This is a genomic window from Marinactinospora rubrisoli, from assembly GCF_042664915.1.
GTDB classification, from domain to species: domain Bacteria; phylum Actinomycetota; class Actinomycetes; order Streptosporangiales; family Streptosporangiaceae; genus Marinitenerispora; species Marinitenerispora rubrisoli.
In genome coordinates, this window is sequence record NZ_JBHTBH010000004.1 from 1 (window position 1) to 25,455 (window position 25,455).

Annotated in this window: 28 protein-coding genes and 1 rRNA gene; 12 read left to right on the plus strand and 17 right to left on the minus strand. The window is 70.8% G+C overall.

Features of this window, described 5'->3' with window-relative positions; genetic code table 11:
- Nucleotides 1-99, minus strand: a 16S ribosomal RNA gene (locus tag ACFQRF_RS09025); the annotation flags it as partial.
- 714 nt (nucleotides 100-813) lie between these two features.
- Nucleotides 814-2,274 (minus strand): aminotransferase class I/II-fold pyridoxal phosphate-dependent enzyme, encoded by a 1,461-nt coding sequence (locus ACFQRF_RS09030; protein WP_379870445.1) that lies wholly within the window; start codon nucleotides 2,272-2,274, stop codon nucleotides 814-816.
- Nucleotides 2,275-2,497: 223 nt separating this feature from the next.
- Between ACFQRF_RS09030 and ACFQRF_RS09035 the strand changes: the two genes are divergently transcribed.
- Nucleotides 2,498-3,049: a hypothetical protein gene (locus ACFQRF_RS09035; RefSeq protein WP_379870447.1), complete on the plus strand. Its 552-nt coding sequence runs from the start codon at nucleotides 2,498-2,500 to the stop codon at nucleotides 3,047-3,049.
- A gap of 412 nt (nucleotides 3,050-3,461) precedes the next feature.
- Here the strand turns inward: ACFQRF_RS09035 and ACFQRF_RS09040 are convergent, their stop codons facing one another.
- Entirely contained in the window at nucleotides 3,462-3,659 is a 198-nt protein-coding gene (locus ACFQRF_RS09040) for a zf-HC2 domain-containing protein (RefSeq protein WP_379870448.1), read from the minus strand.
- Nucleotides 3,660-3,708: 49 nt separating this feature from the next.
- Here ACFQRF_RS09040 and ACFQRF_RS09045 point away from each other — a divergent pair, with 49 nt between their 5' ends.
- Together ACFQRF_RS09045 and ACFQRF_RS09050 are read left to right on the plus strand one after the other, a co-directional pair.
- Nucleotides 3,709-4,317 (plus strand): sigma-70 family RNA polymerase sigma factor, encoded by a 609-nt coding sequence (locus ACFQRF_RS09045; RefSeq protein ID WP_379870450.1) that lies wholly within the window; start codon nucleotides 3,709-3,711, stop codon nucleotides 4,315-4,317.
- 161 nt (nucleotides 4,318-4,478) lie between these two features.
- Entirely contained in the window at nucleotides 4,479-4,670 is a 192-nt protein-coding gene (locus ACFQRF_RS09050) for a DUF1918 domain-containing protein (RefSeq protein WP_379870451.1), read from the plus strand.
- An 800-nt stretch (nucleotides 4,671-5,470) separates the two neighbouring features.
- Here ACFQRF_RS09050 and ACFQRF_RS09055 read toward each other — a convergent pair.
- The gene (locus ACFQRF_RS09055; protein WP_379870453.1) at nucleotides 5,471-5,956 is read right to left on the minus strand and encodes a hypothetical protein; all 486 of its coding nucleotides are present in this window, start codon (nucleotides 5,954-5,956) and stop codon (nucleotides 5,471-5,473) included.
- A 243-nt stretch (nucleotides 5,957-6,199) separates the two neighbouring features.
- Here ACFQRF_RS09055 and ACFQRF_RS09060 point away from each other — a divergent pair, with 243 nt between their 5' ends.
- The 3 genes from ACFQRF_RS09060 (at nucleotide 6,200) to ACFQRF_RS09070 (ending at nucleotide 9,411) form a co-directional block, all read left to right on the plus strand.
- Nucleotides 6,200-7,729 carry an apolipoprotein N-acyltransferase gene (locus ACFQRF_RS09060; RefSeq protein WP_379870454.1) on the plus strand — a complete coding sequence of 510 codons (1,530 nt, stop codon included), beginning with the start codon at nucleotides 6,200-6,202 and terminating at the stop codon, nucleotides 7,727-7,729.
- A gap of 123 nt (nucleotides 7,730-7,852) precedes the next feature.
- Nucleotides 7,853-8,617, plus strand: coding sequence for a DUF1963 domain-containing protein (locus ACFQRF_RS09065; RefSeq protein ID WP_379870456.1), 765 nt, complete (start codon nucleotides 7,853-7,855; stop codon nucleotides 8,615-8,617).
- A 311-nt stretch (nucleotides 8,618-8,928) separates the two neighbouring features.
- Entirely contained in the window at nucleotides 8,929-9,411 is a 483-nt protein-coding gene (locus tag ACFQRF_RS09070) for a DUF6010 family protein (RefSeq protein ID WP_379870457.1), read from the plus strand.
- A 34-nt stretch (nucleotides 9,412-9,445) separates the two neighbouring features.
- Here ACFQRF_RS09070 and ACFQRF_RS09075 read toward each other — a convergent pair whose 3' ends face one another.
- Nucleotides 9,446-9,889 carry a protein-tyrosine phosphatase family protein gene (locus tag ACFQRF_RS09075; RefSeq protein ID WP_379870459.1) on the minus strand — a complete coding sequence of 148 codons (444 nt, stop codon included), beginning with the start codon at nucleotides 9,887-9,889 and terminating at the stop codon, nucleotides 9,446-9,448.
- Nucleotides 9,890-9,934: 45 nt separating this feature from the next.
- The gene (locus tag ACFQRF_RS09080; protein WP_379870460.1) at nucleotides 9,935-10,552 is read right to left on the minus strand and encodes a TetR/AcrR family transcriptional regulator; all 618 of its coding nucleotides are present in this window, start codon (nucleotides 10,550-10,552) and stop codon (nucleotides 9,935-9,937) included.
- 95 nt (nucleotides 10,553-10,647) lie between these two features.
- Here ACFQRF_RS09080 and ACFQRF_RS09085 point away from each other — a divergent pair, with 95 nt between their 5' ends.
- Entirely contained in the window at nucleotides 10,648-10,893 is a 246-nt protein-coding gene (locus ACFQRF_RS09085; RefSeq protein WP_379870462.1) for a hypothetical protein, read from the plus strand.
- A complete protein-coding gene (locus ACFQRF_RS09090; protein ID WP_379870463.1) occupies nucleotides 10,886-11,881 on the plus strand; it encodes an alpha/beta hydrolase in 996 nt (331 codons plus the stop codon). Before ACFQRF_RS09085 ends, ACFQRF_RS09090 begins: the two co-directional genes overlap by 8 nt.
- 321 nt (nucleotides 11,882-12,202) lie before the next feature.
- On the opposite strand, the gene ACFQRF_RS09095 is transcribed toward ACFQRF_RS09090, so the two are convergent.
- From ACFQRF_RS09095 to ACFQRF_RS09120, 6 genes are all read right to left on the minus strand, one after another.
- Nucleotides 12,203-13,474, minus strand: a complete 1,272-nt coding sequence (locus ACFQRF_RS09095) for a L,D-transpeptidase (protein WP_379870465.1) — start codon at nucleotides 13,472-13,474, stop codon at nucleotides 12,203-12,205.
- A gap of 218 nt (nucleotides 13,475-13,692) precedes the next feature.
- Nucleotides 13,693-14,091, minus strand: coding sequence for a hypothetical protein (locus ACFQRF_RS09100; protein ID WP_379870466.1), 399 nt, complete (start codon nucleotides 14,089-14,091; stop codon nucleotides 13,693-13,695).
- 149 nt (nucleotides 14,092-14,240) lie between these two features.
- Nucleotides 14,241-14,870 (minus strand): vitamin K epoxide reductase family protein, encoded by a 630-nt coding sequence (locus ACFQRF_RS09105; RefSeq protein ID WP_379870468.1) that lies wholly within the window; start codon nucleotides 14,868-14,870, stop codon nucleotides 14,241-14,243.
- Nucleotides 14,867-15,559 (minus strand): DsbA family protein, encoded by a 693-nt coding sequence (locus tag ACFQRF_RS09110; protein WP_379870469.1) that lies wholly within the window; start codon nucleotides 15,557-15,559, stop codon nucleotides 14,867-14,869. The genes ACFQRF_RS09105 and ACFQRF_RS09110 overlap by 4 nt, the downstream gene beginning before the upstream one ends.
- Nucleotides 15,560-15,750: 191 nt before the next feature.
- Nucleotides 15,751-16,203, minus strand: coding sequence for a hypothetical protein (locus tag ACFQRF_RS09115; RefSeq protein WP_379870471.1), 453 nt, complete (start codon nucleotides 16,201-16,203; stop codon nucleotides 15,751-15,753).
- A 125-nt stretch (nucleotides 16,204-16,328) separates the two neighbouring features.
- A complete protein-coding gene (locus tag ACFQRF_RS09120; protein ID WP_379870472.1) occupies nucleotides 16,329-16,688 on the minus strand; it encodes an ArsR/SmtB family transcription factor in 360 nt (119 codons plus the stop codon).
- 1,289 nt (nucleotides 16,689-17,977) lie between these two features.
- Here ACFQRF_RS09120 and ACFQRF_RS09125 point away from each other — a divergent pair.
- Nucleotides 17,978-18,697, plus strand: coding sequence for a hemerythrin domain-containing protein (locus ACFQRF_RS09125; RefSeq protein WP_379870474.1), 720 nt, complete (start codon nucleotides 17,978-17,980; stop codon nucleotides 18,695-18,697).
- Between the two features lie 120 nt (nucleotides 18,698-18,817).
- The gene (locus ACFQRF_RS09130) at nucleotides 18,818-19,456 is read left to right on the plus strand and encodes an HD domain-containing protein (protein ID WP_379870475.1); all 639 of its coding nucleotides are present in this window, start codon (nucleotides 18,818-18,820) and stop codon (nucleotides 19,454-19,456) included.
- Between the two features lie 34 nt (nucleotides 19,457-19,490).
- On the opposite strand, the gene ACFQRF_RS09135 is transcribed toward ACFQRF_RS09130, so the two are convergent.
- The 4 genes from ACFQRF_RS09135 to ACFQRF_RS09150 form a co-directional block, all read right to left on the minus strand.
- Nucleotides 19,491-19,694, minus strand: a complete 204-nt coding sequence (locus ACFQRF_RS09135; RefSeq protein WP_379870476.1) for a hypothetical protein — start codon at nucleotides 19,692-19,694, stop codon at nucleotides 19,491-19,493.
- Nucleotides 19,695-19,764: 70 nt separating this feature from the next.
- Entirely contained in the window at nucleotides 19,765-20,304 is a 540-nt protein-coding gene (locus tag ACFQRF_RS09140) for an SDR family NAD(P)-dependent oxidoreductase (RefSeq protein ID WP_379870477.1), read from the minus strand.
- A gap of 7 nt (nucleotides 20,305-20,311) precedes the next feature.
- Nucleotides 20,312-20,653, minus strand: a complete 342-nt coding sequence (locus ACFQRF_RS09145; protein WP_379870479.1) for an SbtR family transcriptional regulator — start codon at nucleotides 20,651-20,653, stop codon at nucleotides 20,312-20,314.
- A gap of 730 nt (nucleotides 20,654-21,383) precedes the next feature.
- Entirely contained in the window at nucleotides 21,384-21,758 is a 375-nt protein-coding gene (locus ACFQRF_RS09150; protein ID WP_379870481.1) for a MerR family transcriptional regulator, read from the minus strand.
- Nucleotides 21,759-21,817: 59 nt separating this feature from the next.
- On the opposite strand from ACFQRF_RS09150, the gene ACFQRF_RS09155 reads away from it, so the two are divergent.
- On the plus strand, nucleotides 21,818-22,825 hold the full coding sequence (locus ACFQRF_RS09155) for an NAD(P)-dependent oxidoreductase (protein ID WP_379870482.1): 1,008 nt from the start codon (nucleotides 21,818-21,820) through the stop codon (nucleotides 22,823-22,825).
- A gap of 608 nt (nucleotides 22,826-23,433) precedes the next feature.
- Here the strand turns inward: ACFQRF_RS09155 and ACFQRF_RS09160 are convergent.
- A complete protein-coding gene (locus ACFQRF_RS09160) occupies nucleotides 23,434-24,252 on the minus strand; it encodes a GNAT family N-acetyltransferase (RefSeq protein ID WP_379870484.1) in 819 nt (272 codons plus the stop codon).
- Between the two features lie 140 nt (nucleotides 24,253-24,392).
- Here ACFQRF_RS09160 and ACFQRF_RS09165 point away from each other — a divergent pair, with 140 nt between their 5' ends.
- A complete protein-coding gene (locus ACFQRF_RS09165; RefSeq protein WP_379870485.1) occupies nucleotides 24,393-25,448 on the plus strand; it encodes a WD40 repeat domain-containing protein in 1,056 nt (351 codons plus the stop codon).
- Nucleotides 25,449-25,455: the final 7 nt, after the last annotated feature.

Below are 25,455 nucleotides of genomic sequence, written 5' to 3' on the forward strand. Positions count from 1 at the left end.
TTCGCCGCTCGTGTACCCCGAAGGGCCTTACCGCTCGACTTGCATGTGTTAAGCACGCCGCCAGCGTTCGTCCTGAGCCAGGATCAAACTCTCCATCAAAGGCCGAACAACCCCCACCCAGAAACCCGGGTAGCGGTAAACCTCGAAGAGAAACCCTGACGATCGGCCCCGAAAGGCCGGTCAATCAAAGGAACCCCGGCACCATCCATCGATGATGCCACGGGGCCAAAACAAACTTTGGCACAAAGAAAACAAACACGCGCTGTTGAGTTCTCAAGAAACAACCGCTTCACTCGTATACAAGCCACCGGAACAACCCGGAACCAGCTCTTCTATCGAGGCGGCGAATCCGCTTTGTTGTGTCTCCACTTTATCAGGTTCCCGCTCCGGCACCAACTCGGCGCTTTTCGCGATCCCCCTGAAAGAGGAGTCGGAATTTCGATTCCGGATTCTACATCCGGCCTCTCGTTCCGTTGTGTCTTCACATTATCAGGACCGTTCCGCTTCCACCAAACCGGTGTTTTCGCAACGCTCCCGAACCACGACACGGAAATAGTCGACGATCAATTCAGGGCACAACGAGTATGCCAGAACGAATCGACGTCCAAGACCGTTGGGTGGTGGGGCCGACCGCCTGTCGGCGTCCGGTGCTCCCGAGAGAAGACGGTCGCCTCGATCCGGGCGCAGAACCCGTCTCGTTTCAGGCGACTCGAAGAACTATAGCCGCGGAGCGCCCGCCCGCCAACTCGCCGGTCCGTGACGCGCGCCACTCTTCATGTCGCGCTCCCGGCCCGGCACCCGTCCCCGTTCTCCTCACTCCGCCACCACCCGCAGTGTCCGCATCGACCCATCGGCCGCGTCCGGGATGAGCATCCCCGCCGGTGGGCCGCTGGCGAGGTAGTCGAGGACTTCCGACGTGATGCGCTCACCGGGTGCCAGCACCGGGACGCCCGGCGGGTACGGGCTGACCAACTCCGCCGCTACCCGTCCCCCGGCCTTCTCCAGGGGGACGGTCTCGCTCGCCCCGAAGAAGGCGTCGCGGGGCAGCATGACCGTCTCCAGCTCCAGGGCGCCAGGCCGAGGCGGCCTCACCTCCGGCATGCGTTCCATATCGGTGGACGCCGTCACCACCCGGCGGAACGACTGGACCAGATACCCGACCGTGTCATCGTCGTCGGCGTGGGTGATCTGCACGGCGACCCTGCGGTGGTCGGCGAGTCCCACGTTGAGGTGTGCGTGTTCGTGCAGCCAGTCGGCGACCTGGTAACCGCTGACCCCGAGTTCCCGCACGTCCACCACGATCTTGAGCACGTCCTGGTCGGCGGCACATCCGGGCCGGACGATCTCACGGCCGAGGATCGACAGCCCGGGCACCGCGTCCAGCTCCTCGCGGACGCGTTCGGCGCGCCGGATCGCGGCGTCCAGGAGGGGGCGGCCCTGCTGGACCATCTGCCGGCGCCAGCCGTCGAGTGCGGCGAACATGAGCACCGACGCGCTCGTCGTGCCCAGCAGATCCTCGCACGCGCGCAGTGTGGACGGGCGGACGCGGTCGCCGCGCAAATGGAACACCGAACTCTGCTCCAGCCCGGAGCCCATCTTGTGCACGCTGGTCAGGACCACGTCGGCCCCGACACTCACCCCCCACTGCGGCAAGCCGTCGTGGAACGGAAAGTGCGCGCCCCACGCCTCATCCACGACGAGTGGAACGCCGTGCTCGTGGCAGACCTCGGACACGCCCGCGATGTCGGCGCAGGTGCCGTAGTCCGTGGGGCTGATGAGCAGCATGGCCCGTGCGTCGGGGTGCTCGGTCAGGGCCTGCCGTACGTCCTCCGGCTCCGGCGGGTGCGAGAGGTGCAGATCGCCGTCGAAGTGCGGATGCACCCAGACCGGCCACACCCCGCCGAGAACAACAGCGGCCACCACCGACTTGTGGGCGTTGCGCGAGACGAGGAGCCGGGACTCCGGCGGCGCGACCGCCAGCAGGGCGCTCTTGACGGAGAGTGAGCTGCCACAGGTGGAGAAGAACGTGTGGTCGGCGCCCACCGCCTCGGCCATCAGTTCTTGGGCCTGCTCGACCACCCGACCCCTCATGAGCCGGTCGTCAAGCGCGTTCATCGAAAGGATGTCGGAGGTGAAGACGGCGTCACCGAGGACCTCTCGGACCCGGGGGTCGATGCCCCGTCCCTGTTTGTGTCCGGGCGGGTTGAAGGAGACGTCCCCACGCCGGTGGAAGGCCGAGATCGCTTCGAGTACCGGCGCGCGCGACTGTTCCATGACTGGCCTTTCCCGACGCTGACACGGCGGTCCGGGTCCGAGGCGGGACTCCGCGACCTGTACGCGAAGCGGCTACCCACCATGCCCGGCGGGTAACGCCGCCGGGACTCCGCGCCTGGTAGCCGTGCCCCGGCGGCGTAGGCGGCGCGCGCGGTGGCACGATGGGCGCACGATGTCAGCGCCGCCCCCGCCACGATGGCTCCGCGCCGGAATGTTCGCCGGCGTGGCCGTCGGGTTGTCGGCCAGCGGCCACGCGCTGACGTCGGGGCACGCCATCGGCGCGCCGGCGCTCCTCATGGTCTTCGCCGCCGTCTTCGTGGCGGCTCGCGCCGCGGCCGGTCGTGAGCGGGGCCTCGGGATGATCCTCGGCTGGATGCTGTGGGGCCAGCTGGCGCTGCACCTGTTCTTTTCGCTGGTGGCGAGCCCGCCCGCCGGTGGCGCGGCGGATTCACCCGGCGCCGCGCCGGTGACCGGCCACCCGATGAGCGGCATGGCGCTGGACGCCGATCCCACCGGATCCGGCACCGGGATGCTCGCCGCGCACCTCGTGGCCGCCGCCGTCAGCGCGTGCTGGCTCCGGTGCGGTGAGGCCGCCGCTTTCTCGCTGGCCGGCCAGGTGGTCACGCTGCTGTTCGGGCCGCTCTGGTCGCCGTTGCGGCCGGTGCCCGTTCCGGCGGTCCGCCGACCGGCCGGGTTCCCGCGGACCGTGCCGGGCAGGCCCCGGCCCGCGGCGCTGCGGCACGTCGTCGTTCTGCGCGCTCCGCCCCGGTTCTGACCAGCCTGACGTGATGCGCCGGCCCGTCGTGGCCGCGGGCGTGTCCGACGGCTGCCGCCTGGGCGATGGGACGTCGCGAACACCGGCACGCGTGGTGCGGGCGCGCGGCGCGGATCGCCGGCGGGCGGCACCGCCGGACATGTCCCGGAGGCCACCGCGGCTCGTGTCCGTGCGCCGATGAGCGCCGGGCATCCGGATGTTCGCGGCGGTGCGAGCGCTGCCGCCGCCTGGTCCGAAACTCCGTTCCGGGGCCTGCGCCCGACCCTGCCGGGAGCCGCCCGGGACGCGCCTTCGTCGCCGTGTGCGCGGACGCCCGCGTGGTGCTCGCGCGGCACGGTAGGGAACCGAGGAATCATTCACCATGCCGTGGAACACCAGTTCTGGCGGTCACCCGTCCCCGTACCGTCGGGATCTACTCGTCACCGCCCGGTCTCTGTACCGCCGCCGGGCGCAATCCCCTGATCAACGGACGCAGGTCGCGGGCGGCCGCCTGCCAGCGGGCGCATCGCGCGCACGACTCCAGGTGGTCACGTACCTCCTCGGCCGGCCGGCCCGGGTCCTCGCCGTCGAGTTCGGCGGAGACGGCTGTCCGGCAGTCCACGCACTTCATCGCACCATCATGGCCGATCAGGGCCGCCGTCTCCCGGTGGTGACACGCCATGGATGACGCACTGATCACCGATATGGCGTTCGCGGCCCGGGACGGCGCCGAGGACGCGGCCGAACAGCTGATCCGGGCCACGCGCCGGCAGGTCGCCGGTTACATCGCCCGGATGGCCGATCCGCAGGCGGTGGAGGAGCTGACCCAGGAGACCTACATCCGGGCGCTGCGCAGCCTGCCGCGGTTCGCGGGCCGGTCGTCGGCACGGGTCTGGCTGCTGTCGATCGCCCGCCGGACCGTCGTGGACCGGTACCGCTCGCTCGCCGCCCGGCCGAAGACGACCGGGGTCGCGGACTGGGACCTGGTGCCGATGGCTCCGGCGCGCATCGGGTCGAGGTTCGACGAGGAGCTGGTGCTCAGCGACCTGCTGAACCGTCTGGCGGAGCCGCGCCGGACGGCGTTCGTGCTGACCCAGCTCGACGGGTTCTCCTACGCGGAGGTGGCGCGGATGACCGGCGTCCCGGTGGGCACGGTGCGGTCCCGGGTGGCGCGGGCCCGGGCCGATCTCATCGACGCGCTGCGGCTGGCCGACCGGGACACGGAGGGCACGGTCATCGGCTCGCCGAGCGATCACGGCCGCCGTTTCGGCGGGCAGTGCGCGGAGTGACGGCTGTCCGGAACACGTCGCCCGCGCCATCGTACGGATGGCGCGGGCCGTCACCGGCGGAGCCGTTGTGGATTACCGCGACGAGCCACCGTGCGGCTGATTACTGTGTGCTGTGCGACGGTCACGCACCGGCCGTGGCGATCGACCTCGAAGGAGTGGGCATGCGGGCGAGCATCGGCGACGTCATCCAAGTGCACAGCAAGACGGTCGGTGTTCCGACACAGCGGGGCGAGATCGTCGAAGTCCGGGGATCCGAGGGCGCACCGCCCTATCTCGTGCGCTTCAGCGACGGCCACGAGTCCCTCATGTTCCCGGGCCCGGACTGCGTGATCGAGCCACGGCACGGGGAGTGATCGCCACCGGAGAGTTGCGGCGGGCGCTCCCGATCGCAGGAGGCGCCCGTCCGGGCGGCCTACGCGGAGGGCGACCGGAGCCGGCACACCGGGCCGCCGAGCTGCTCGACCGCCCTGGCGAAAGCCGTACCCGGCTGGCCAGACGCTGGGCTTCCCCCGGTACGGGTGCCGACCAGCATGGTCGCCTCTCGCTCCTGACGCGTCCGTATCTGCAGGCGAGACCGGCCGCGGTGAACGCCAGAGCGGCGTCCGCGGCCTGACGAGTGGACGCCTCCACGAGCAGGTGACCGCCGGCCACGCGCCCCGCGTCGGTGGCGGTCCTGGCGCGTCAAGCCCGGGCCACAGCACAGATCGGCCGCCACGGTGCCCGGCCGGGTCAGGGCCAGGCTTCGCGGGCCATGAAGTCGCCGCGGGACCGCGGGACGAACACCCCGCATCACGCCCCGCGGAACTCCGTCCGGCCAAGGACGAGGCCGAGGGGCGATCCGGGGCGGCTCCGGTCGACCAGCTCGGTCGGTTCCTCAGGGGTACGCGCGGCGTCGGCGGTCACGGTCGCCTCCCGCTCGGTGAAGACGCACCCGGCGGCACGCACGCAGGCGACGAGTCGGGGCGGAGCGAGCAGCGGTGAATGTGGGGGCGTCGTGCGGTCCCGTTCTCCATCGGGAGTCCGTGTCCTCGCGGTGCGAACGCCCAGCCCTCGACAGCCGTGATCGGTGCCGGCTCCGCTGACCGGTTCGTGGCCGGCCACCCTGCCACGGGACGTTTCGGGGCTCCGGCGCCGGTCGGCCGGCAGGTCGCCGTCAGCGGGCGCCGTTCCGCGGTGCGGTCTCGGCTTCGGCGAGCTCGGCGGCGAGGCGGCGGATGGCCGAACGGATGGTGTCCCCGTAGCCGTCGTTCCGGAGCGTGTCCGCGTGTGCCTCGGCCTGGTCGAGGTGTGCCCGGGCCTTCGCGTGGTCGCCCAGCCGGTGATAGTCGTCGGCGAGGTTGACGTACAGGGACGGGTAGAAGCCGCGCAGATCCAGGGACGAGTCGTACCGCTTGACGCGGTCGTCGCTGGAGGCGTCCGCCGCGGCCAGCGCCCGAAGATCCCACACGAGCTCGTCCCGAAGGTCGTCCTGGAGGTCGGCCATGTAGTGCGCGAGAACGCACTGGTGGAAGGTGTCCCCGTCCGGAGAGATGTCCGCCCAGATCTCGGCGAACCGCTGCCGAGCCCCGGCGGCGTCCCCGTCCCGGTGCAGCGTGATGGCGTCGGCGATGCGGCGCATGGTCGGGTCCTCGTCCGTCACGTCGGTCTCCTCATGGCTGTGTGGATGACGCGCCGCAGCGTAGGCGGTGGTGGTGACAGCGGGAGACCGCCCGGAGAGGGGGCCATGCGGTTCGCCCCATTAGCCGCCGGGATGCTGCTGCGGGGGGCCGCATCCAGCCGGGTGGACGGCCTCATGGCCGTGGCGGACCGGCGTTCCTAGTGTGCACGACGGGCCGTACCGGCGGCCCAGACCCGTTGTTCTCCTACCGAGAAAGGGCCCGCCGTGGCCTTCTCCCCTCATGACGGACCGGCCGGACGACGCCGGAGGTACCTCTGGCTGCTCGTGGGCGGCGTCCTGTCCCTCTTCGCGACGCACACGAACTCCGACATCGCCCTGGCCGCGTGGCTGTACCCGGTGTTCCTCATTCACTTCGCCCGCACCGGCCGCCCGGCCGCCGCGCTGGTGTGGCTCTGGGCGATCTCCGCGTGCGGCGTCGTCTTCTGGCTGTGGCGAGCGGAGCTGTCCTCCCCGCCGCTGCTGCTGATCGCCGTGGGCCTGGGGGCCGTGCAGGCAGTGCCGTTCCTGCTGGACCGGCTGGTGGCGCCCAGGCTGGCGGCACGTTCGGTCCTGCTGTCGACGCTGGTGTTCCCGGCCGCGAAGGTCGCCACCGAGTTCGCCCAGAGCTCGCTGAGTCCGGTCGGCGGCATCTACGGCGTTCTGGGATCGACCCAGCACGAGGCGCTCCCGCTCGTTCAGGTCTCCGCGGTCACCGGCGTGTACGGCGTGAGCTTCCTCGTCGCGTGGGCCGCCACGGTCGCGGCGCACGCGCTCACCGCGGGGCGGGCCTGGCGCACCGCTCTCCGGGCCGCGGCGGCGAGCGCCGCGGTGCTGGGCTGCGTCGTCCTGGCCGGCGGCGCGCGCCTGGCGTTCGCCCCGACACCGACCGAGAGCGTGCGCGCGGCAGGTGTCACGCTGAGCGAGGCGAGCCATGACACCACCATGTCCCCGGCCTTCGCGAAGTACGACTCGCTGGAGGCGATCGTCACCGCCGATCCGGACCAGGTGCGCCGCGACTTCGCTGCCATCAACGACGAGCTGATCGACCGCACCGTCCATGAGGCGCGCGCCGGGGCCGACCTCGTCGTGTGGAACGAGTCGGCGGCGTTCACTCTGGAGACGCACCGCGACGAGTTGATCGACCGGATCCGGGAGGTCGCCCGCGAGCACGAGGTCTATGTCGAGGCCGCGATGTCGGTCTACATCGAGCAGCCGCCGTACCTGCGCAACCAGGCCGTCCTCATCGCCCCGGACGGCTCGACGGCCTGGACCTACGACAAGGCGCACCCCATCCCCGTCCTGGAGCCCTACGAAGCCGGGCCGGGCGAGACGCCGCTGCACGACGCGCCGTTCGGCCGGCTGGCGACCGCCATCTGCTACGACCTCAACTTCCCCGCGACCATGCGCCAGGCCGGTGCCGGGGGCGCCGACATCATGCTGCTGCCGGCGAACGAGTGGGCGGCCATCAAGAAGCTGCACGCCGAGAAGGCGATGTTCCGCGCGGTGGAGAACGGCTTCTCGCTCGTCCGTCCCGTCGGCAGGGGCATCTCTACGACGGTCGACCCGTACGGCCGCACGCTCGCCGCGGCGGACTACTTCACCTCGGGCGGCGGCTCGATGGTGGTCGACGTCCCGGTCGATGGCGTCGCCACCGTCTACAGCAGGGTGGGGGACCTGTTCGCGTGGACGTGCGTCGCCGCCACCGTGGCCGGCGCCGTTCTGGCCTTGCGTCCTGTCCGTAGGGTTCGCCGGTAGCGATACCGGCCGGGAGATTCGGCCGTCCGTCCCCGGCCGCGGCCGCGTGGCCGGGTTCGGGCAACGGTGCCGTCGGTACGCATGTTCGCGGAGGAAGCCGGTGTGTGGCAGGCTTCGGACGCCATGGAGAGACGTCAGGAGTTCCGCGCGAGCGCGCGGGAGTACGGAATCCCCGAACACCTCATCGACTGGGCACTGCGATTCGCCCTGCCACGGATCGAGCTGCGGCCGGAAGAGCACGGCCCCGGCCCCGTCGTCGGGCGGTACGGAGGGCTGCCGCTGCTGCCGCCGGACGTCGAATGGACCGGCTACCCGCACTATTTCGCCTCGGTCGACTGCGCGGCGCTGCCCGGCGGCCTCGATCTCCCCCTGCCGAAGGACGGACACCTGCTGTTCTTCGGCAACAAGGACGAGCCCGAATGGGGGGACGACTCCGAGGACACCGAAGGACGGGTCGTCTACGTTCCCGCCGGAATCCCCACCGCCGAACGGCAGCCGGAAGCGGAGCACGCCGGCTACGTCAGCGAGCCGTTCCCCCTTCACGGACATCCCGCCTGGAACATGCCGTCCACCGGCCACGACGTCATCGAATCCGACGAGGAATGGTCACAGAGGTGGGAGGAGTTCGGCGACATCGGCTACGACAACGCCCCGGCCGGTGAGCTCACCCTGGGCGGGCACGCCTCTCCCATCTGGGACGACCCGTGCCTGCCGCCCTACCCCGACGGCGACACCACACCCTGGCGGCTGCTCGCCCAAGCCCACATCCCCGCGATGGCGGGCAAGACCTCGCTGGGCACCATCTTCTGGCTGATGCGCCCCGAGGACATCGCCGAGAGAAGGTTCGGCAAGGCGAAGGTCCGCCTGGAGATGTACCCGCCCGAGTGACCCGCCCTTGTGCGCGGGTGGCACCGGCCGAGGGAAGGACGCCGTCCGACGGCCGGTGTCGAGGGCGTGCCCGGACGGGTGACGGACGGGTCCGGCGTTCGGCGGCGGTCCGGGCGTGCCGGGCCGGTGCCTCGATGTGCGCGGGATGACCGTGCGCCCCGCCATGCCCGTCCTGCCGGCCGGCCACATCCAATGGCGGAATCCCGTTGGAGATTGTCGATCCGGCCACTCCCGCACGCCAGCAGCGCTTCCTAGCATCGACTCCGCGAACTCTCGCTGTCGCTTTCACCAAGAGATTGCGGAATCGGACCATGGCATTTTTCGGGACCTACATCGCGCCGATCCTGATCGGCTGCACGTACGTACTCCTCAGCTCCCTCATCCCGGAGCGGCATCGGCGCGGGTTCAACGCGATCTTCGTCGCCGGAGCCGGCGCCGCCTACCTCAGCGGCGGCGGTTTCGGCGCGTGGGAGTTCGCCTTCGCGGCCGTCGCGACCTACGTCGCCTTCCGTGGCCTGAACTCGTGGAAGTTCATCGGCATCGCCTGGCTGATGCACACCGTCTGGGATGCCGCGCACCACCTGAGCGGCGATCCGATCATCCCCTTCGCGGAGCACTCGTCGCTGGGGTGTGCGATCTGCGACCCCGTCATCGCCCTCTGGTGCTTCGCCGGCGGCCCTTCGATCACCGCGATGATCCGCGACCGGTTCACCCGCCGTCGCCCCGCGGCCGGCTCCCGCCCGGCCGTCCCACCCGGAACCGCGTCCCCTGCGGCGCCTCCGGCGGCCGGCTGATCGACGCACCCGCCGCCCGGGGCCGCCGCGTGCGTCAGACCGCCGCCGTGTCCGGGAAGCGGGTGACGAAGCGGCGCTGCCAGGGCGTCTCCACGGCGCGGGGCCGGTAGTGCTTCCGGACGTAGCCGACCGCGTCATGGGCCGGCACACCGTCCAGCACGGCCAGGCAGGCGAGCGCCGTTCCGGTCCGTCCGTTACCGCCGCCGCAGGCGATCTCGACGCGTGCGGTTTCGGACCGCTGCCACGCCTCCTGCAGGGCGGCCCGGAAAGCGATGTGGTCGGATGGCAGCCAGAAGTCCCGCCAGCGGACCCATCGGACCTCCCAGGTGACCGGAGGCGGTTCGCCGCCCAGCAGGTACAGCGCGAAGTCGGGCTCCGGCCCTTCCGGGAACGGGTGGCGCAGCCCCCGGCCGCGGACGAGCCGTCCCGAGGGCAGCCGAAGTACCCCCGGCGCCGAGGGCTGCCACGTGTGGGTCATGTGCCGAGCGTAGCCGCCGCGCCTCCGGAACCCCACCGGGGCCGGTCACCGTGCCGGTTCGGCGGCCCGCACGCGAAGGGCGGCGATCCGCCGGTCGAGGGCGGCCCGCGCCGCCTCCGGCGTGTAGCGATCGAACAGGATCTGGACGTTCAGCCCGTCGGCGAGGGTGAGCAGTTCGTCGGCCTCCCGGTCAGGGTCGACGTCCGGCCGCACGTGCCCGGCGTCCTTCGCCATCCGGATGAGCAGGGCGAAGAGTTCCGCCAGGCCGGAGTACTGCTGCCGCTGGACGTCCGCGAGCCTGGGGTTGACGGCCGCCTGGGCGACGAAGGCCAGCCAGACCCGCGCCTCCGCGCGGCTCTGCTCGTCGACCGGCACGATCCCGACCAGCGTCTGTTCCAGCATCGTCAGCCCCGACTCCGGGTCCGCTGATTCCGCGATCCGCCGCCGCACACGTTCGGTGACCTGCTGGTTGGCGTGCTCCGCGACGAAGATCAGCATCTCCTCCTTGGTGGAGAAGCACCGCTGGACGGCACCCATGGAGACCCCGGCCCGCGTCGCGACGTCGCGCAGGGTCGCGGCCTCAAGCCCGCGTTCGCTGATGAGTTCGAAGACCGCCTGCGCGATCTGCCGCCGCCGGCCGTCGTGATCCACCTGTCTGGGCATGCGTCGAGTTTATGTGATGCGAGCGCATCGGAACGCTGCTACGATCCGATGCACTCGCATCGGAACCTCTGATGTCGAGGTGAAAGGACATCGTCATGACGACAAAGCGGCACAGCGACTCCGGCTGGCAGGGGGTGCGCTGGGTCCTCGGAACGGTCCTGATCATCCAGGGATTCGGATCGGCCGTAACCGAGGCGGTGTGGGACACCAGCTTCGGCGTCGCCGGCCTGCTCCGCGGCGCGGGCCTTCCCCAGTGGACGGACCTCCTGGTCGGCGCCGCAGGCGCGGCCCTGCTCGTCTGGGCCCTCGCCCACCGCGCGTCCGGGAGGACACATGCGTGAGCCATCGGCCACGGGACGCGAAACGCACACCGGTGGTGTGAGCCGCCGCGGACTGCTGCGCGCGGCCACGGTGCTCACCGGAACAGCGGGCGGAGCCGCACTCACGGTGGGCACGCCGCCTGCCCACGCGTCGCCACGACCGGACGCCGACGCGGATCGGCCGACCTTCGTGATCGTGCACGGCTCGAACGGCAACGCGCAGTCCTACGCCCAACTGGTCGCCGGCCTCGCGATGGCGGGGCACCACGCACTGGCGGTCGATCTCCCCGGACACGGATCGGCGGCGAACTTCCCGCTCAGTTACCAGGCGCCGCAGGATTTGGACGCCCTCGCCACCGAACCGTCACCGGTCCTGGCCGAAACCACCCTGGGCGACAACGTCCGCCACGTCACCCAGGTGGTGCGCCGAGCCGCCCGGCACGGGCCGGTCGTCCTGGTGGGACACAGCATGGGCGGCGCCACGATCACCGGCGTGGCCAACGAGGTGCCGGACCTGATCAGCCGGCTGGTATACCTGACGGCGTTCTGCTGCGTGCGGCTGCGCAGCGTCTTCGACTACGTCCTCACCCCCGAGGCCGGTACGCCACCCGTGATCCCGGGCGTCGGTGACCCGGAGCGCCTCGGCGTCAACCGGACCAACTGGCGCTCGGCGGACCCCGAGTTCCTCACCGCGGCGAAAGCGGCTCTCGCCGAGAACTACGACGACAACGCGTTCCGGAGCATCCTCAACACCTTCGAACCGGACGAGTCCGCTCTGGTCCCCCTCGACGACGCCCGCAGCGACACGACGACCTGGGGCCGCGTCCCGCGCAGTTACATCCGCTGCACCCTGGACCGCACGATTCCGCTCGCCCTCCAGGACCGCATGATCCGGGAGGCGGACGAGGCGACACCAGGGAACCGGTTCGACGTCCACTTACTGGAGGCCCCACACGTGGGGCCGGAGAGCCCCGAGCCTTTGGTGGAGATTCTGGGCGACCTCGGGTGAGGTCGGCGGTGGGCGATGACGGGGGATGGGGGGCGGGGGGATCCCCACGGACGTGGGGCGCACACTTCCCGACCTGCGGCGCAGTACACCCGTTACCAAAACGCAACCACTACTACCGCCCCCTCCACCACCCTTGAAACCGCGCCACCACATTACGTCACCGTCACCGATACCACCCCGCCTAACGTTCCCCCGTGCTCGGACCAGCGGACCACGCCACGTACAACAGCGCCGCCGCCGACCGTGGGGAAGACGGTCGACGGCGGCACTCGGCTCCGGTGGCGGCTCCGGAGCCGGATCACGGGTCGGGCGAGCGGCGGCTTACTCCGCCGCGGAGAACGGGGACCCCGCGGTGCCCGCCTCTCCCGTGTTGTCGGCCTCGCCGGTGGCGCTGTTGTCCAGCCACTCCTCCCAGGAGCGCTGCCAGTAGCCCCAGCCGTTGTCGACCTCCAGTTCGCGGTCGGTGCCGGTGATGATGAGCGGGTCGCCCATGTAGGAGTTCTCGTAGAACCAGCGGGCGTCCTCAGGAGCGAGGTTGGGGCAGCCGTGGCTGAGGTTGGCCTCGCCGAGCTGGTTGTTCCACGGTGCCGAGTGGGTGAACTCGCCGCTGTTGGAGAACCGGACGGCGTAGTCGACGTCCAGCTTGTAGTAGTCCGGGTGGCCTTCGGGGATCCCGACGGTGGCCGAGTCCATGACCAGCCGGTCGTACTTCTCCATGGTCAGGTGCACGCCGCTGGTGGTGGTGTAGGCCCGGGTGGTGGCCATGCCGAGGCTGGTGGGGAAGTCCTGGATCTGCTCTCCGTCGCGCTCCACGAGCATGCGCTTGGTGTCGCTGTCGATCCGGGTGATCTGTGACCGGCCGACCTCGAAGCGAAGCTGGTGGTTCTCGATCCCGTAGACGCCGTCGGCGGCCTGCACCCCGGCCAGGCGCAGGTTCACGACCACGTCCTGGTTGGGCTGCCAGTACTCCTCGGGGCGGAAGACCGCCATCTGGTCGCCGAACCAGTTCCACGCGCCGGCGACGGGCTCCTCTGAGGTGACCTCCATCGCGGCCTCCACCTGCGCCTTGTTCTGCACGGGCAGGTCGAAGTTCACGATGACCGGCATGCCGACGCCGACGGTCTCACCGCTGGTGGGGAAGTTCGACTGGAGCTCCAGACGCCGACCCGGTTCTGCGGCCAGCGTGCTGAACTCGCTCACGACCTCGGTCTCCTCGCCGTCGCCGTTCTCCGCCGTAGCGGTGACGGTGACCTCCGAGCCGGGGGCGAGGGTCCAGTCGCTGGTCCACTCGGTCTTGTCCTCGTTCAGGGTGCCGGTCATCTCGTTGGCGCCCTCGGCCTCCAGGCCGGCGATCGCGACCTGGACGTCGGTGATGGTGCCGCTCTCGGCGACGACCGAGATGGGCAGGTCCGGGCGGACCTCGGCGGCGCCGTCCTCGGGGGTGATGCTCAGCGCGGCCGGCTCGCCGCCGGACTGCTCGGAGCCGGAGGTGTCGGCGTCGCCGGAGGAGCAGCCGACGGCGGTGAGAAGCCCGAGCGCCGCCAGCCCGGCACCGATTCTTGTGGACAGCGGGGAGCGGAAGGTGTCCATCATCGTGGGGAGGTCTCCGTGTGATCGTCGAGAGTCCCTGCGTCAGGGACGGGGAGCGGCCGGCCCGGAGAAGGGGAACCGGCCAGGACGCCCGGATACCCGCGGGGAGCAGGCGCGGGTGGGCGGGAACCGGTCGTCTCACGGCGTCCGGCGGGAGGGCCGGAAGCGGATCCGAAACTTCGGGCGGACGGCTGGGACGACCGGAAGTCGCGAACGGGGTGCTAGACCCGCTGGACGCACAGCGTGCGTAGCAGCCGGGTTCCGCCGCGGGCCACGGCATGCGGCGGCGGTGGCGACAGGGTCGCGTAACGTGGCGGACCGCCCCACAGGAGGCCGACAGCGGTCAGCCCGAGCGCTGTGAGCGCGAAGATCTTCACCACGCCGCGCTTGTCGACGCTGATTCCGATCCCGGCGCCGAGCTCGCACTGGTGCCGGCGCTCGGCGGTGTCGTCGGCGGACATGCCGGGTGTGAACGCGGCGGCCGCAGAGGTGCCGGTGCCGGTCGCCGCCTCCGCGACGTCGGCGTTGCACACCGAGCTGAAAAGATGGGCGAGGAACAGCAGCGCGAGCACAAGGATCCGGACATCGGATCGCCGCTTCGCCACCGTTATCCCCGACACGTCTCGAACCTTACCGAATCCCCTACGTGCCAGGGCCTTCCGTCCCCTGATGAGGGGTTCCGGCGACGGACTCGCCGACCCGGATTCGAGCGTTCCGTGAGCGAGTGCCGGGCCGGTCCGCGCCATGCGGACCGGCCCGGACGGCGGACTCACAGCAGCGTCCGCCAGTACGGCCAGAACGCCTGCCCGATGGCCGCGATGACCACCAGCGCCCACACGGTCAGCACGACCGTGTGGTTACGGGCGAGCACGTCCAGCGGGCGACGCGCCCACCCGCCGGCCGGGAGGTGCCCGGCGCGCAGGTTGTGCAGGGTGACGTACCAGAAGATCGGCACGGTGACCGCCCAGACCACCATGCAGTAGGGGCAGAGCGCGCTGATCCGGTACAGGCTCTGGAAGATCAGCCAGTGCACGAAGCCCGCGCCGAAGACGACCCCGCCCTGCAGCCCGAGCCAGAACCAGCGGTGGAAGCGAGCTCCGGCGAGCAGCGCCGTGCCGATGGTGGTCACCACGGCGAAGCAGGCGATCCCGATCAGCGGGTTGGGCACCCCGAAGACCTCGGCCTGCGGGGAGTTCATCACCGTCCCGCAGGAGATGACCGGGTTGATGCTGCAGGTCGGCTGGTAGTCGGCGTCGCGGAGCACGTTCAGCTTCTCGACCAGGAGCGCCGCAGCCGCGACCAGCCCGACGGCCCCGCCGACGGTGAGCAGCCAGGGCAGGGCCCGGCTGATGATGGGAACGCCTGCGCCGGGGGCGGCGGGCGCGTTCTCGGGGGTCACGCGCCCAGCTCGCGGTCGATCATGTCCGAGAGCACCCGGTAGCTGGGCATGCTGTCGGTCTGCCGGCCGTTCACGTAGATCGTGGGGGTGCCCTGCACACCGAGCGCGACGCCGTCCTCGAAGTCGGCCCGCACCCGCTCCAGGGTCGCCGGGTCCTCCATGGTGGCGGTGAACTCCTCGACGTCCAGGCCGAGGTCATCGGCGAAGCCGACGAACACGTCGGTCTGCGAGTCCTGTGACTCGCCCCACTCCGCCTGGGTCTCGTACATCCGGATGTACATCTCCTCCAGGGCGCCCTGTTGGGCGGCGGCCTCCACGGCGGCCGCGGCGGGCTCGGAGTTGGTGTGGCCGGGCAGTGGGAAGTAGCGGATGACGAAGTTGATCCGGCCGTCGTACTCCTCGCGCAGCCGCTCCATGACGGGGAACTGGGCGCGGCACGCCTCGCACTCGAAGTCGAGGAACTCCACGACGGTGACGTCGGCGTCTTCGGCGGCGCCCTCGGCGCGGGACAGGTAGTGGCTGTTCTCCCGGACGAGGAGTTCCTCCGGGGCGATGGAGGGGGAAGGGGAGTCGGCGGCTTCGCTGCTGCCGGGCGGTGCCGGGGCGCGGTCGACGCTGTAGGCGAAGATGCCGAGCGCGACGACGGAGCCGATGATCAGGACGAGCGTGATGGCGAGGTTTCTGGTCATGTCACATCCAGGGCGCGTGCGGGAGCCGGCGGGCGTGGCCGCCGACTCGCGTGCATGGCGGAAAGGCGAGGGGACGCGGGCGAGCGGCGGCCCGGTCATGGACGGGCCGCGGGCAGGACCGCGTCGAAGGGGGCGCAGGGGAGCGACCGCGTCAGTCGCGGTGAGCGGTCACCGTGCGGCGGGTCTTCGGTCTAGACCCGCTGGACGCACAGGGTCACGAGCAGCCTGGTCCCGGCGAGGGAACTGACGGGGAACGGCCGAACGAACCACAGCCGGGGACGCGGGGGTGCCAGCCAGAGCGCCACGATCGCGAGAGCACCGAGAAAAAGCCCGGCGAACGCCTTGCCTCCGGCGAGCCACTGGTCGCCCATGTCGGCGCCGCCGCACGCGTGGCGTTCGGGGGACGGCTCCTCTGCGTGGGAGAGAACGGTCGTCGGGCCGGCGTCGGCCTTCCCGGCCTCGGCGACGGCGGCCGTCGCCGGTCCTGCGGCCGCGAAGGCCGATGAGGCGGCGGAGGCGTGACACACCGAACAGAGGAAGTGTGCGAGCACCAGCAGCGACAGCAGCAGGACCCGCGTCCCACCGCGTCGCGCGCGCACCGGGCCGAGCGCCGGGCCGGACGCCGCCGGGGCTGATGTCGTCACGGCATGAACCTTATCCGCGCCTTGTCGACATGACGCTTTGGCGGCGGGTCGACCGGAATGCCCGCCGACGGGAGGTCGGTGAGAGGCAGAGAGTCAGGCGTACGGAGTGTCAGGCGTGCAGAGAGTCAGGCGTGCGGGGGTTCGCCGGTGACCGTGTGGTCGGCGTGGTTCAGCGCTTCCAGCACGAGACGGCGAAGGTGTCCGTCGCGCAACCGGTAGACGGAGCGTCGGCTCTCCTTGCGGGCCTCGACCAGTCCGGCCAGGCGCAGCTTGGCAAGGTGCTGACTGACCGCGGTCCGGGAAGCGCCGCTGGCTTCGGTGAGGGTGGTGACATCGACCTCGCCGTGCGCCAGAGTCCAGAGAAGGTGCAGGCGGGTCGGATCGGAGAGGAGTTGGAACACGCTGGCGGCGACGGCGAGCTGTTCGGGGCCTGGCGGGCCTTCATGCGAAAGGCTCGCAGGTGCGGTGAGGTCGCCGGTGGTCATGTCCTCATGGTAGGCGGGGTGGGGGTGGTGATGGTGACGTAGGGTGGTGGGGCGGTTTCACGGTCAGTGGAGGGCGCGGTGGTAGTGGTTGCGTTTTGGTAACGGGCATGCTGCGCCGCAGGTCGGGAAGTGTGCGCCCCACGCAGGTGGGGGTGAGCCGGCGCGGCCGGGTGAGCGCCGGGACCGTCACCGGTCCGCCCCACGCAGGTGGGGGTGAGCCGCGTGTGGCCCTCGGGCAGGTTGCGGCGTTCCAGTCCGCCCCACGCAGGTGGGGGTGAACCGGATACGGGATGGGCGACCATCCCCCTGGACAAGTCCGCCCCACGCAGGTGGGGGTGAACCGGATACGGGATGGGCGACCATCCCCCTGGACAAGTCCGCCCCACGCAGGTGGGGGTGAACCGACGGGGACCACCTCGCAGTCGCAGTGATCGTGGTGCGCCCCACGCACGTGGGGGGTGAACCGACGCTGCCCGCACCGCAGCCGCAGGTCTACGCGTCCGCCCACGCAGGTGGTGGTGAACCGATTCACGCCTTCTCGGTTGGCGCCGCGCAGGTCGTCCGCCCCATGCACGTGGGGACGAGGAGAACCGGCCAGCCCGGCTGGCGCTCCCCGTCGTTCACGCGGACGGACGCTCACCGAACACATCGTCGTCGGCCTTTCTCTGAGGTACGAACGGCGGTGCCACCCTGCATCCTGCATCGGGTCACCAGAGATCATGCGCACAGCGTCCATGCGCTGCCTCTCATCGAGTGACCCGGTCGACAACACGATCCCGACGCCGATGGGTGCGGTTGTCCCGCACGGCGTACCCGAACCCCAGGCACCGTCGTCCTCGGCCGCCCGCCCATGCCGCGCCGGGGTCAGACCAATGAGCGCCGCCGAGTGTGGGCGACCTCGCCCAGAGCTGCCAAGGGCCGTCTGAACGTGCTTTCCAGCCCGCGACTACGGGCGATCACCGACCCGACACCACCACCGGCAGGTGCGGAATCCCTACCGCCCGGTCGTTGGCCAAGTCTTTCTGACGCCTCGCCGTTGTTCCCACGGGACCATGTGCGGCCGTTGAGACGCAGCCCCGCCCGTTCCGGTTCGCCGCTGGCCGCCTGAGCGAAGCCGAGCCGATCGCGCGCCGATCGACGCCTCCCCCCACCGTCCGCAACGCGCCCCACCGGCACCTACCGATTCCGGACGCGAGCATGACGCGCAGTATCGCGTCCCTTGCCATGTCCCCGGGAACACCACAGTTCCGTGCGCAAGGACTTTTCGCGAGGAGACGACGATGGACCCCATGCCCCAACCCGAAGGAACCGCCGTGCCACGGCGCGACCTCCTCGGTCTGTCGGCCGCCGTGGCGGCCGGTGCGGTTGCCGGTGCCCCTGGGCTGGGCAGGGCGGAGGCCGAGGCCGCGGCCTCCGGGACGGAGGTGCCGGTCACGCCGCCGGAGGATCTGATGCAGGAGCACGGCGTCCTCAAGCGCATCCTGCTGATCTACCGCGAGGTGATCCGGCGGATAGATCTCGGCGACCAGGTTCCCGCCCAGGAGTTGCACAGCTCGGCGGGGATCATCCGGCGGTTCATCGAAGAGCACCACGAGGAGCTGGAGGAGCGGTACGTCTTTCCCCGGCTGCGCGAGGCGGGACGGCTCACCCGCACGGTGGACGTCCTGATCACCCAGCATGACCGTGGCCGCGTCATCACCGGTCGGCTGCTGGACATGACCGGCGACGGCACGACTTCGTACCACCTCGATCCCGGAGTGCTGCGCACCGACATGGCGGCGTTCATCCGGATGTACGAGCCGCACGAGGCCCGCGAGGACACCGTCGTGTTCCCGGCGCTCCGCGAGGTCGTTTCCGCCAAGGAGTTCACCGACCTGGGCGACATCTTCGAGGAAGAGGAGCACCGCCGATTCGGCGCCAATGGCTTCAAGGACATGGTCGAAGAGGTCGCCGGCATCGAGAAGTCTCTCGGCATCTACGAACTCTCGCAGTTCACGCCCAAGGCTTAGCCCGTCACCGGCCGCCCGCGCGTCCGTGACCGCGACATCCGGTCGACGTCACAGCCCATGGTTCCGCGACGGTGGGCGCCGCCGCCGCGCGCAGCCGACCGCCGAGGAAGGGTGCACACCGTGAGCACGACGATCGCGGGCGTCCGGATCCCTGACAGCGTCCTGGCGCGCGAGGCGACCGAACTGGTGCGCGATGCCGCTTCGCCGCTCTTGTTCGACCACTCGCGGCGGGTGTTCCTGTTCGGGGCGCTGCGCGGCCGGGAGCGGAAGCCGGACTTCGATCCGGAGCTGCTGTACGTGGCCGCGATGTTCCATGACCTTGGGCTGACCCGGCGTTTCCGGCGTACGGACCAGCGGTTCGAGATCGACGGGGCCGACGAGGCCCGCCGCTTCCTGCACCGGCACGGCGTCACGGGCGAGCCGGCCGACCGGGTCTGGACGGCCATCGCCCTGCACACCACTCCCGAGATCCCGTTGCACATGGCGCCCGAGATCGCCTTGGTCACTCGCGGTGTGGAGCTGGACGTCCTGGGCATCGGCTACCACGAGGTCTCCGACGAGCAGCGCGCGGCCGTGGTGGCGGCGCACCCGCGACCGGACTTCAAGAACCGGATTCTCGCCGCGTTCACCGACGGCATCAAGGACCGCCCGCAGACCACCTTCGGCAACGTCAAGGCGGACGTGCTGGCCCACTTCGTCCCCGGGTTCAGGCGCGGCGACTTCGTGGAGGTCATCATGAACTCTGACTGGCCCGAGTGACGGCGGCGCGCTCCACTCGGCGTCCTCGTCGGGCCTAGCCGAGGGGTGCCGGCTCCCGACTGAGCCTGAGCACGTCGTTGACCGTCCGCGGGTCGGTACTGCCACGGAAGACGGGGACGGAGGCGGCCCGAGGGCCGATGAGCAGGCCGGTCCGCCCGTCCAGCGAGGCGTCGGTCGCGGCGACGATGGAGGGCCGGGCGGCCACGGAGGCGGGGCCGGCCGTGGAGCGTTCGAACATCCGGCGGACCAGCGGCAGAGCAGGCGCAGTGGCGGCGCGACGATCTTCGGAGAGCGCATGGTGCCATCGGTCATGTCGGTGGCGGCACCGCCGGGGTCGGCCGCGAAGACCGTGACACCGCTGCCACGCAGGCGCTCGCCAGGTGCAGGGTGTAGGCGAGGTTCGCGAGCTTGGCCCGGCCGTACCAGTGGAAGCCGTAGTAGCTGCCGGGCGGTTCGACGGCGTCGAAGAAGCGCCCGGCGGCCCGGATCGCTGCGGAGCTGACGTTGACGATCCGGCTCAGCCCTCCGGCGCGGAGCCGGTCGAGGAGGAGTTCGGTCAGCAGGTAGGGCGAGAGGTGGTTGAGAACGAAGGCCGCCTCGATCCCGTCCACGGTCTCCCGCCGGTCCGGGAACATCGCGCCCACGTTGTTGACCAGGACCTTTAGCGGCCCCTCGGCGGCCAATCGGGCGGCGAGGGCCCGGACGTCGCGCAGGGATGCGAGGTCGGCCGCCAAGAACCTCGGGGCGCCTCCGGTCGCGACCGTGGCGATCCGCTCGACCGCGCGGGCACCACGGTCGGTGTCACGGCCGACGACGGTGACGGCGAGCCCGCGCTCCGCCAGCCTCATGCGGAGATCAACGAGAAGGGCGAAGGCCCTCAAGGAGGACGTCGAGGTAGACCTCGATGCGTGCCGGGACGTTGTCGCAGGATCGCACGGCGTGCTCGATACCGCAGAGCAGGCGGCGCACATCATCGGCCTTGACGTCGCGCCGGATGTCGCCCCTTCGGCGCGCACGGTCGAGCTGGTGCGCCACGGACCGGTTGAGGTCGGCCTTCAGCTCCGACGTCTGCGGCTCGTTGTCGCTGGTGGGTTCGAGCACCGCAGCGAACCGCGTGTCCCGCAATGCGTGTACGAGGGCGAATCGCAGCGGGCGATGCAGACCAGCGGCGAGCTGTTCGCGGGCGACCTGCAACACCCGGGCACGATTACGCGCGGCGGCCGCCCGCAGCGCCGGTCGCTGCCCGCTTTTCGGTTGGCGGGGTCGATATGAAGGCTTCCGTTGGAACAGGCGATCCATGGTCGTGGAGGGCGTGAATGTCCGACGAACCGTCGACGCAGCATGTGCCAAGGTAGCTCCGCTCCCCATCCGTGCTCTTCCCGCTCGCATTGGGGCTCGCTCGAAGCATCACCTCAGCAGCATGAGGGCTCCTGTCGATTGGCCACGACTGCGATGACATAGGGTAGTGAAACGGTTCCACAGTCCTTAGCTACGGAATGAACAGCGGTTGCGTTTTGGTAACGGACGCGCTCCACCGCAGGTCGCAAAGTGTCCGCCCCACAGGCGTGGGGATGAACCGTCGACGATCAGCGTGCGCTGGCCGAGACCACCGTCCGCCCCACACGCGTGGGGATGAACCGCCCTGGGCATTTGGGCGCGCATTCGATGTCTTGTCCGCCCCACACGCGTGGGGATGCCCCTGGCCAGGCCCATCGCCGTCAGCTCCAGGTCACCAACGCATGAATCACCCGGCTCGCCGAACTTCGGGCCGAACCGGGACCCCACGCCAACACACGATGTCCACCACAGCCCGCAGGCGCCATGCCCGCCCACCGTCCACCGCCCGACCGTGGTCATCAGTCCACCGACGACGCCTCTTGTGCCAACCTCCCATGGCCGAACCACGCGGCCGGAGTCTGCGCGCGGCTCAATTCGCGGGACGGCCCTCCGGGATCAATGGCCGCCCCACCAGGTTGTCCAGGATGTGGCGGGCTTCCGTCAGTTCCTCGATCGCCGACGTGATCCGTTCCCGTTCCTTCGCCAGGCCGTCGAGGAGTTCCGGGCACCTGCCCGCCAGGACCACGTTCTCGTCGATCACGCACGGCAGAATCTCCGCGATCGCCGACGTGCCCAACCCCGCCGACAGCAGAATCTGGATTCGGCGCACGGTCGTGACCGTCTGCTCGTCATAGTCCCGGTACCCGTTCGGCAACCGGTCCGGCGTCAGCAGTCCCTGCTCCTCGTAGTACCGCAGGGCCCGCCTGCTCGTGCCCGTGCGGGCGGAGAGTTCGCTGATCTGCACGGCCCCGAGTCCAGCACGCGCTTGACATTCACGTCAACGTGAACCCTTAGCGTGCCGCCATGAACGAACCCAACGCGAAGAACGCCCAGCTCACCCCCGTCACCGTCCTCGGACTCGGCCCCATGGGGCGGGCTCTCGTCTCCGCCTTCCTCGACGCCGGTCATCCGGTGACCGTCTGGAACCGCACCCCCGGCAAGGCGGCGGACCTGGCCGAGCGAGGCGCCGGGCTCGCCGAGTCCGTCGCGGACGCCATCAGCGCCGGCCCCCTGGTCGTCGCCTGCCTGGTCGACTACGACGCGGTCCGGACCGTCCTCGAACCCGCGACGGCGGACTGGGCAGACCGGCGGCTGGTGAATCTCGGCAGCTCGGAACCGGCCGAGGCCCGGGCCATGGCCCAGTGGGCGGCCCATCGGGGGATCGAGTACCTGGACGGCGCGATCCTCACCCCGACTCCGACCATCGGCACCCCGGCAGCGGGCTTCCTGTACAGCGGCCCGCGGAGCTGCTACGACGCCGTCCGGCCGGTGCTCGCCGCTCTCGGCGGTACCGGCAGCTACCTCGGTGCGGACCACGGCCTCGCCTCCGCCTACGAAGTCGCGCTCCTCGACCTTTTCGCCACCGCGGTGCACGGCATCGTGCACGCCTTCGCCCTCGCGTCCGCCGAGGGCATCGAGCCGGAGAAGTTCGCGCCGTTCGCCACGGGGATCGGCGCGCTCCTCCCCGAGATGATCACCCGGCAGGCTCGGCAGATCCAGACCGGCGAGTTCCCTGGTGAGCGGTCGACCATCGCGTCGGCCTCGGCCGGGATCACGCACATCATCAACGCCGCGACCGGCCACGGCATCGACGTCGGGGCGCTCACCGCGGCGAAGGACGCCATCGACCGCGCCATCGCCGCGGGCCACGGCTCCGACGGCCTGGCGCGTCTGGCCACGGTGCTGCGTGACGGGGGACTACCGGCCGCCGAGTTCGTCCATCGCGACCGCCGCATCCCTCCGGATCGAGGCGTCGGGATGTCCAAGGAAGCGCTCGATGACCGGCCGAGCGGCAGGAGCGTGGGTCGATGACAGGATGAAGAGCGCGCAGCCGACAAGGACCGTCCTGAGCCCGTCGATGTGCTCCGCCAACGGCTCGACCAGGGCATACGGCAACTCGTACCGCGTGACGGCTTCGGAAATGGCGTTCAGGGCGGATTCCCGGACGGCATCATCCTGGTCGGTGACCGCCAGCCGCACCAGGCACGACGTCACGCGCTCGGCCGCCACCTGGGGAAGGCCGGCCGACCGCAGGAGGTCTCCGAGAGCGTCGATGGCGAGGTCCGGCCGGGGACCGTCGCCCACGCACGGCGGCGTCCACGCGGCGGCCGGGCATTCCGGGTCGTCCGCACACCACATCACGGTCGGACCGTATCCCGTCGGCGCCGCGGATGACCGCGCCACCGACGCGATCCCGCCGATGGACGCGGCCCCGGCAGGGTCGCCGATCGACTCCGCTGAAGTCCCGTCAACGGCGACCGCGGACCGGGGACGCCGTGCCGGAGGACCGTCCCAGGGCCGGGCCGGTGCGGACGCCGTCGGCCGTCGTGCTCTTGCACTCCTTCCGCGAACCGATATCGGGACCCCGCCGAGGAGATCGTCAACGAAGCACCGGGAAAGGCCGGCTTCCGAACGGGGTTTCACCCACCGACGGCGTGTTCCGTGAACCGCCCGCAGGAGCGGAACCCCAGCCGGCGGTAGACCGGTTCGCCGTCCTCCGACGCCTGCAGCACCGCGACGCGGTGACCCCGGTCGAGTGCCGTGAAAAGTGCGGCGAGGGTGATGGCACCGCCGTAGCCGCGGCGGCGGTACGCGGCCAGCGTGCTGATGTTGTAGATCCCGGCGACGTCCGCGTGATGGAAAACCTCCGCTGAGCAGACCGGGCGGCCCGCCACATAGCCGACGAGGTAGCTCGCCGGGCAGTCGGCTGCCAGTGCCCGCGGGGCGGCCTGGGCGAAGAAGCGGCGGACGGTGTCAGCGGGCGGAGTCCAGTTCGCGGCGAGGACGGCGGCGTAGTCGGCCAGCTGTTCCGGCGTGCCGACCCGCTGGATGTCCAGGCCGGGGACGGCCGGCCGCGGCAGGGTGTCCTCGTCCAGGACGGCCCACATGGCGGTTTCGTGCTCGGTCGCCGGCAACCCGGCGGCCGTCAGCCGGGCTGCCAGGTCCGGCGGCGTCGACGCGGGACCCACCCACCAGGAGAAGGGGCGGCCGGTGGCGGTCAGCGTGCGTACCGTCTCGGCGATGCGGGCCGGTGCGGTGCCGACGGTGAAGCGGGCTGCGGCGACGATGTTGAACGTGTCGTCGTGGAGGCCACTGTCGGCGACGAGGAGATCGTCGGTCTCGGTGACGGCCGCGCCCGTCAGGTGCCGGTGGAGGTGGCAGGCGTGTTCGGCGAGGTTCTGCTCCACTCTGGCCAGCAGATCGCGCTCATCGCGGACGGGGGTGCTCGGTGTGTTCACGACCTGCGATCACATCACGCCCGCGTGGGGAGCGTCAGGTGGTTTTCGCGTGCTGACCGGCGGCGCCGGGCGCGCTGCTTCCGGGCCGAGACCAGCGGCAACCGGGATCCCGTCAGCGGTCGCCCCTAGGATCTCCGGCCATGACCGGCCGCAGATCCATCATCGTCAGCTCGCCTCCGCGCGGCGCCATCCGCGATTTCGACCTCGTCACCCTCGATGGCCGTCGGCTTCTCGTCGGCACTCATGACGTCAGCCGCCATGCCTGCACGTGGGACCCGGCGACCGACCAGTGGACGGAGTACCCGCTGGACAACCCCTGGATCGAGGAGGGCGACGGAGACTACACGGAACTCGCCGCCCTCGGCGCCGCGGTCGTGGATGGCCGGATCGTGATCGGCGGTGGGGGCGACCACCAGGGCTTCGCCATGTGGGACCTGTGGTCCGGCAAGGTGCGATTGAGCGCGCAGGATGGCGGCGTGCACTCGGTGGTCGGGGCCGACTTCGGCGGACGCTCGGTGCTCATCGCGGGTTTCCCGGGGACGTGGTCTCTGGAGTTGTGGGACACGTCGGTGGCCGAAGACCACGAAGACGACGAACAGGACGAACAGGACGACGAGGCTCCCGGGAATGGTTCCGGCCCAGACCGGCCGTCGCCCTATGACTTGCTGGTCAGCGTCGAGGAGCTGTGCAGCCGGTCCTACGCGAGCAGCGCCGTCGCCGCCGGACTGCTGGGAGATCGGCCCGTCGTGGTGGCCAGCGGCTGGAAAGGTGGGGTATTCGTGTGGGACACCGACGAGCAGCGTCCCCTCGCGCAGTTCGCGGACCTCGGGGAAACACCGAGCGATTTCGCGCTGGTCACCGTGGAGGGTCGCGCACGGGTGGTGGCCGCGAGCGGGCGGAGCCTGCTGGTCGGAGATCCCGAAACCGGTGAGTGGGCCGAGCCGCTTTCCGTCCCCGGCGGCAACGTCTCCTGCCTGGACGCGGGCTCGATGCCGGACCGCCCGGTCGCCGTCACCGGCGCGGAGGACGGCACGGTCTGCGTCTGGGATCTCGCCCGGTGCCGGCTGCTCGGCGAGCCGTTCCGCGAATACCGCAGCGAGGTGTACGGCGTCCGCCTGACCGAGCTCGACGGCCGCCCGGTGGTCATCGGTACGGCCCACGTCGACGATGTACGCGTCTGGGAGGTCCCTTTCTAGACCACGC

Coding starts and splice junctions, on each gene's coding strand:
- ACFQRF_RS09065 (WP_379870456.1), top strand. CDS start 7,853: ATGGAGAGACGTCAGGAGTTCCGCGCGAGCGCGCGGGAGTACGGAATC.
- ACFQRF_RS09045 (WP_379870450.1), top strand. CDS start 3,709: ATGGATGACGCACTGATCACCGATATGGCGTTCGCGGCCCGGGACGGC.
- ACFQRF_RS09050 (WP_379870451.1), top strand. CDS start 4,479: ATGCGGGCGAGCATCGGCGACGTCATCCAAGTGCACAGCAAGACGGTC.
- ACFQRF_RS09070 (WP_379870457.1), top strand. CDS start 8,929: ATGGCATTTTTCGGGACCTACATCGCGCCGATCCTGATCGGCTGCACG.
- ACFQRF_RS09080 (WP_379870460.1), bottom strand. CDS start 10,552: ATGCCCAGACAGGTGGATCACGACGGCCGGCGGCGGCAGATCGCGCAG.
- ACFQRF_RS09165 (WP_379870485.1), top strand. CDS start 24,393: ATGACCGGCCGCAGATCCATCATCGTCAGCTCGCCTCCGCGCGGCGCC.
- ACFQRF_RS09140 (WP_379870477.1), bottom strand. CDS start 20,304: ATGAGGCTGGCGGAGCGCGGGCTCGCCGTCACCGTCGTCGGCCGTGAC.
- ACFQRF_RS09040 (WP_379870448.1), bottom strand. CDS start 3,659: ATGAAGTGCGTGGACTGCCGGACAGCCGTCTCCGCCGAACTCGACGGC.
- ACFQRF_RS09155 (WP_379870482.1), top strand. CDS start 21,818: ATGAACGAACCCAACGCGAAGAACGCCCAGCTCACCCCCGTCACCGTC.
- ACFQRF_RS09030 (WP_379870445.1), bottom strand. CDS start 2,274: ATGGAACAGTCGCGCGCGCCGGTACTCGAAGCGATCTCGGCCTTCCAC.
- ACFQRF_RS09085 (WP_379870462.1), top strand. CDS start 10,648: ATGACGACAAAGCGGCACAGCGACTCCGGCTGGCAGGGGGTGCGCTGG.
- ACFQRF_RS09090 (WP_379870463.1), top strand. CDS start 10,886: ATGCGTGAGCCATCGGCCACGGGACGCGAAACGCACACCGGTGGTGTG.
- ACFQRF_RS09110 (WP_379870469.1), bottom strand. CDS start 15,559: ATGACCAGAAACCTCGCCATCACGCTCGTCCTGATCATCGGCTCCGTC.
- ACFQRF_RS09135 (WP_379870476.1), bottom strand. CDS start 19,694: ATGTTCGAACGCTCCACGGCCGGCCCCGCCTCCGTGGCCGCCCGGCCC.
- ACFQRF_RS09075 (WP_379870459.1), bottom strand. CDS start 9,889: ATGACCCACACGTGGCAGCCCTCGGCGCCGGGGGTACTTCGGCTGCCC.
- ACFQRF_RS09095 (WP_379870465.1), bottom strand. CDS start 13,474: ATGATGGACACCTTCCGCTCCCCGCTGTCCACAAGAATCGGTGCCGGG.
- ACFQRF_RS09125 (WP_379870474.1), top strand. CDS start 17,978: ATGCCCCAACCCGAAGGAACCGCCGTGCCACGGCGCGACCTCCTCGGT.
- ACFQRF_RS09120 (WP_379870472.1), bottom strand. CDS start 16,688: ATGACCACCGGCGACCTCACCGCACCTGCGAGCCTTTCGCATGAAGGC.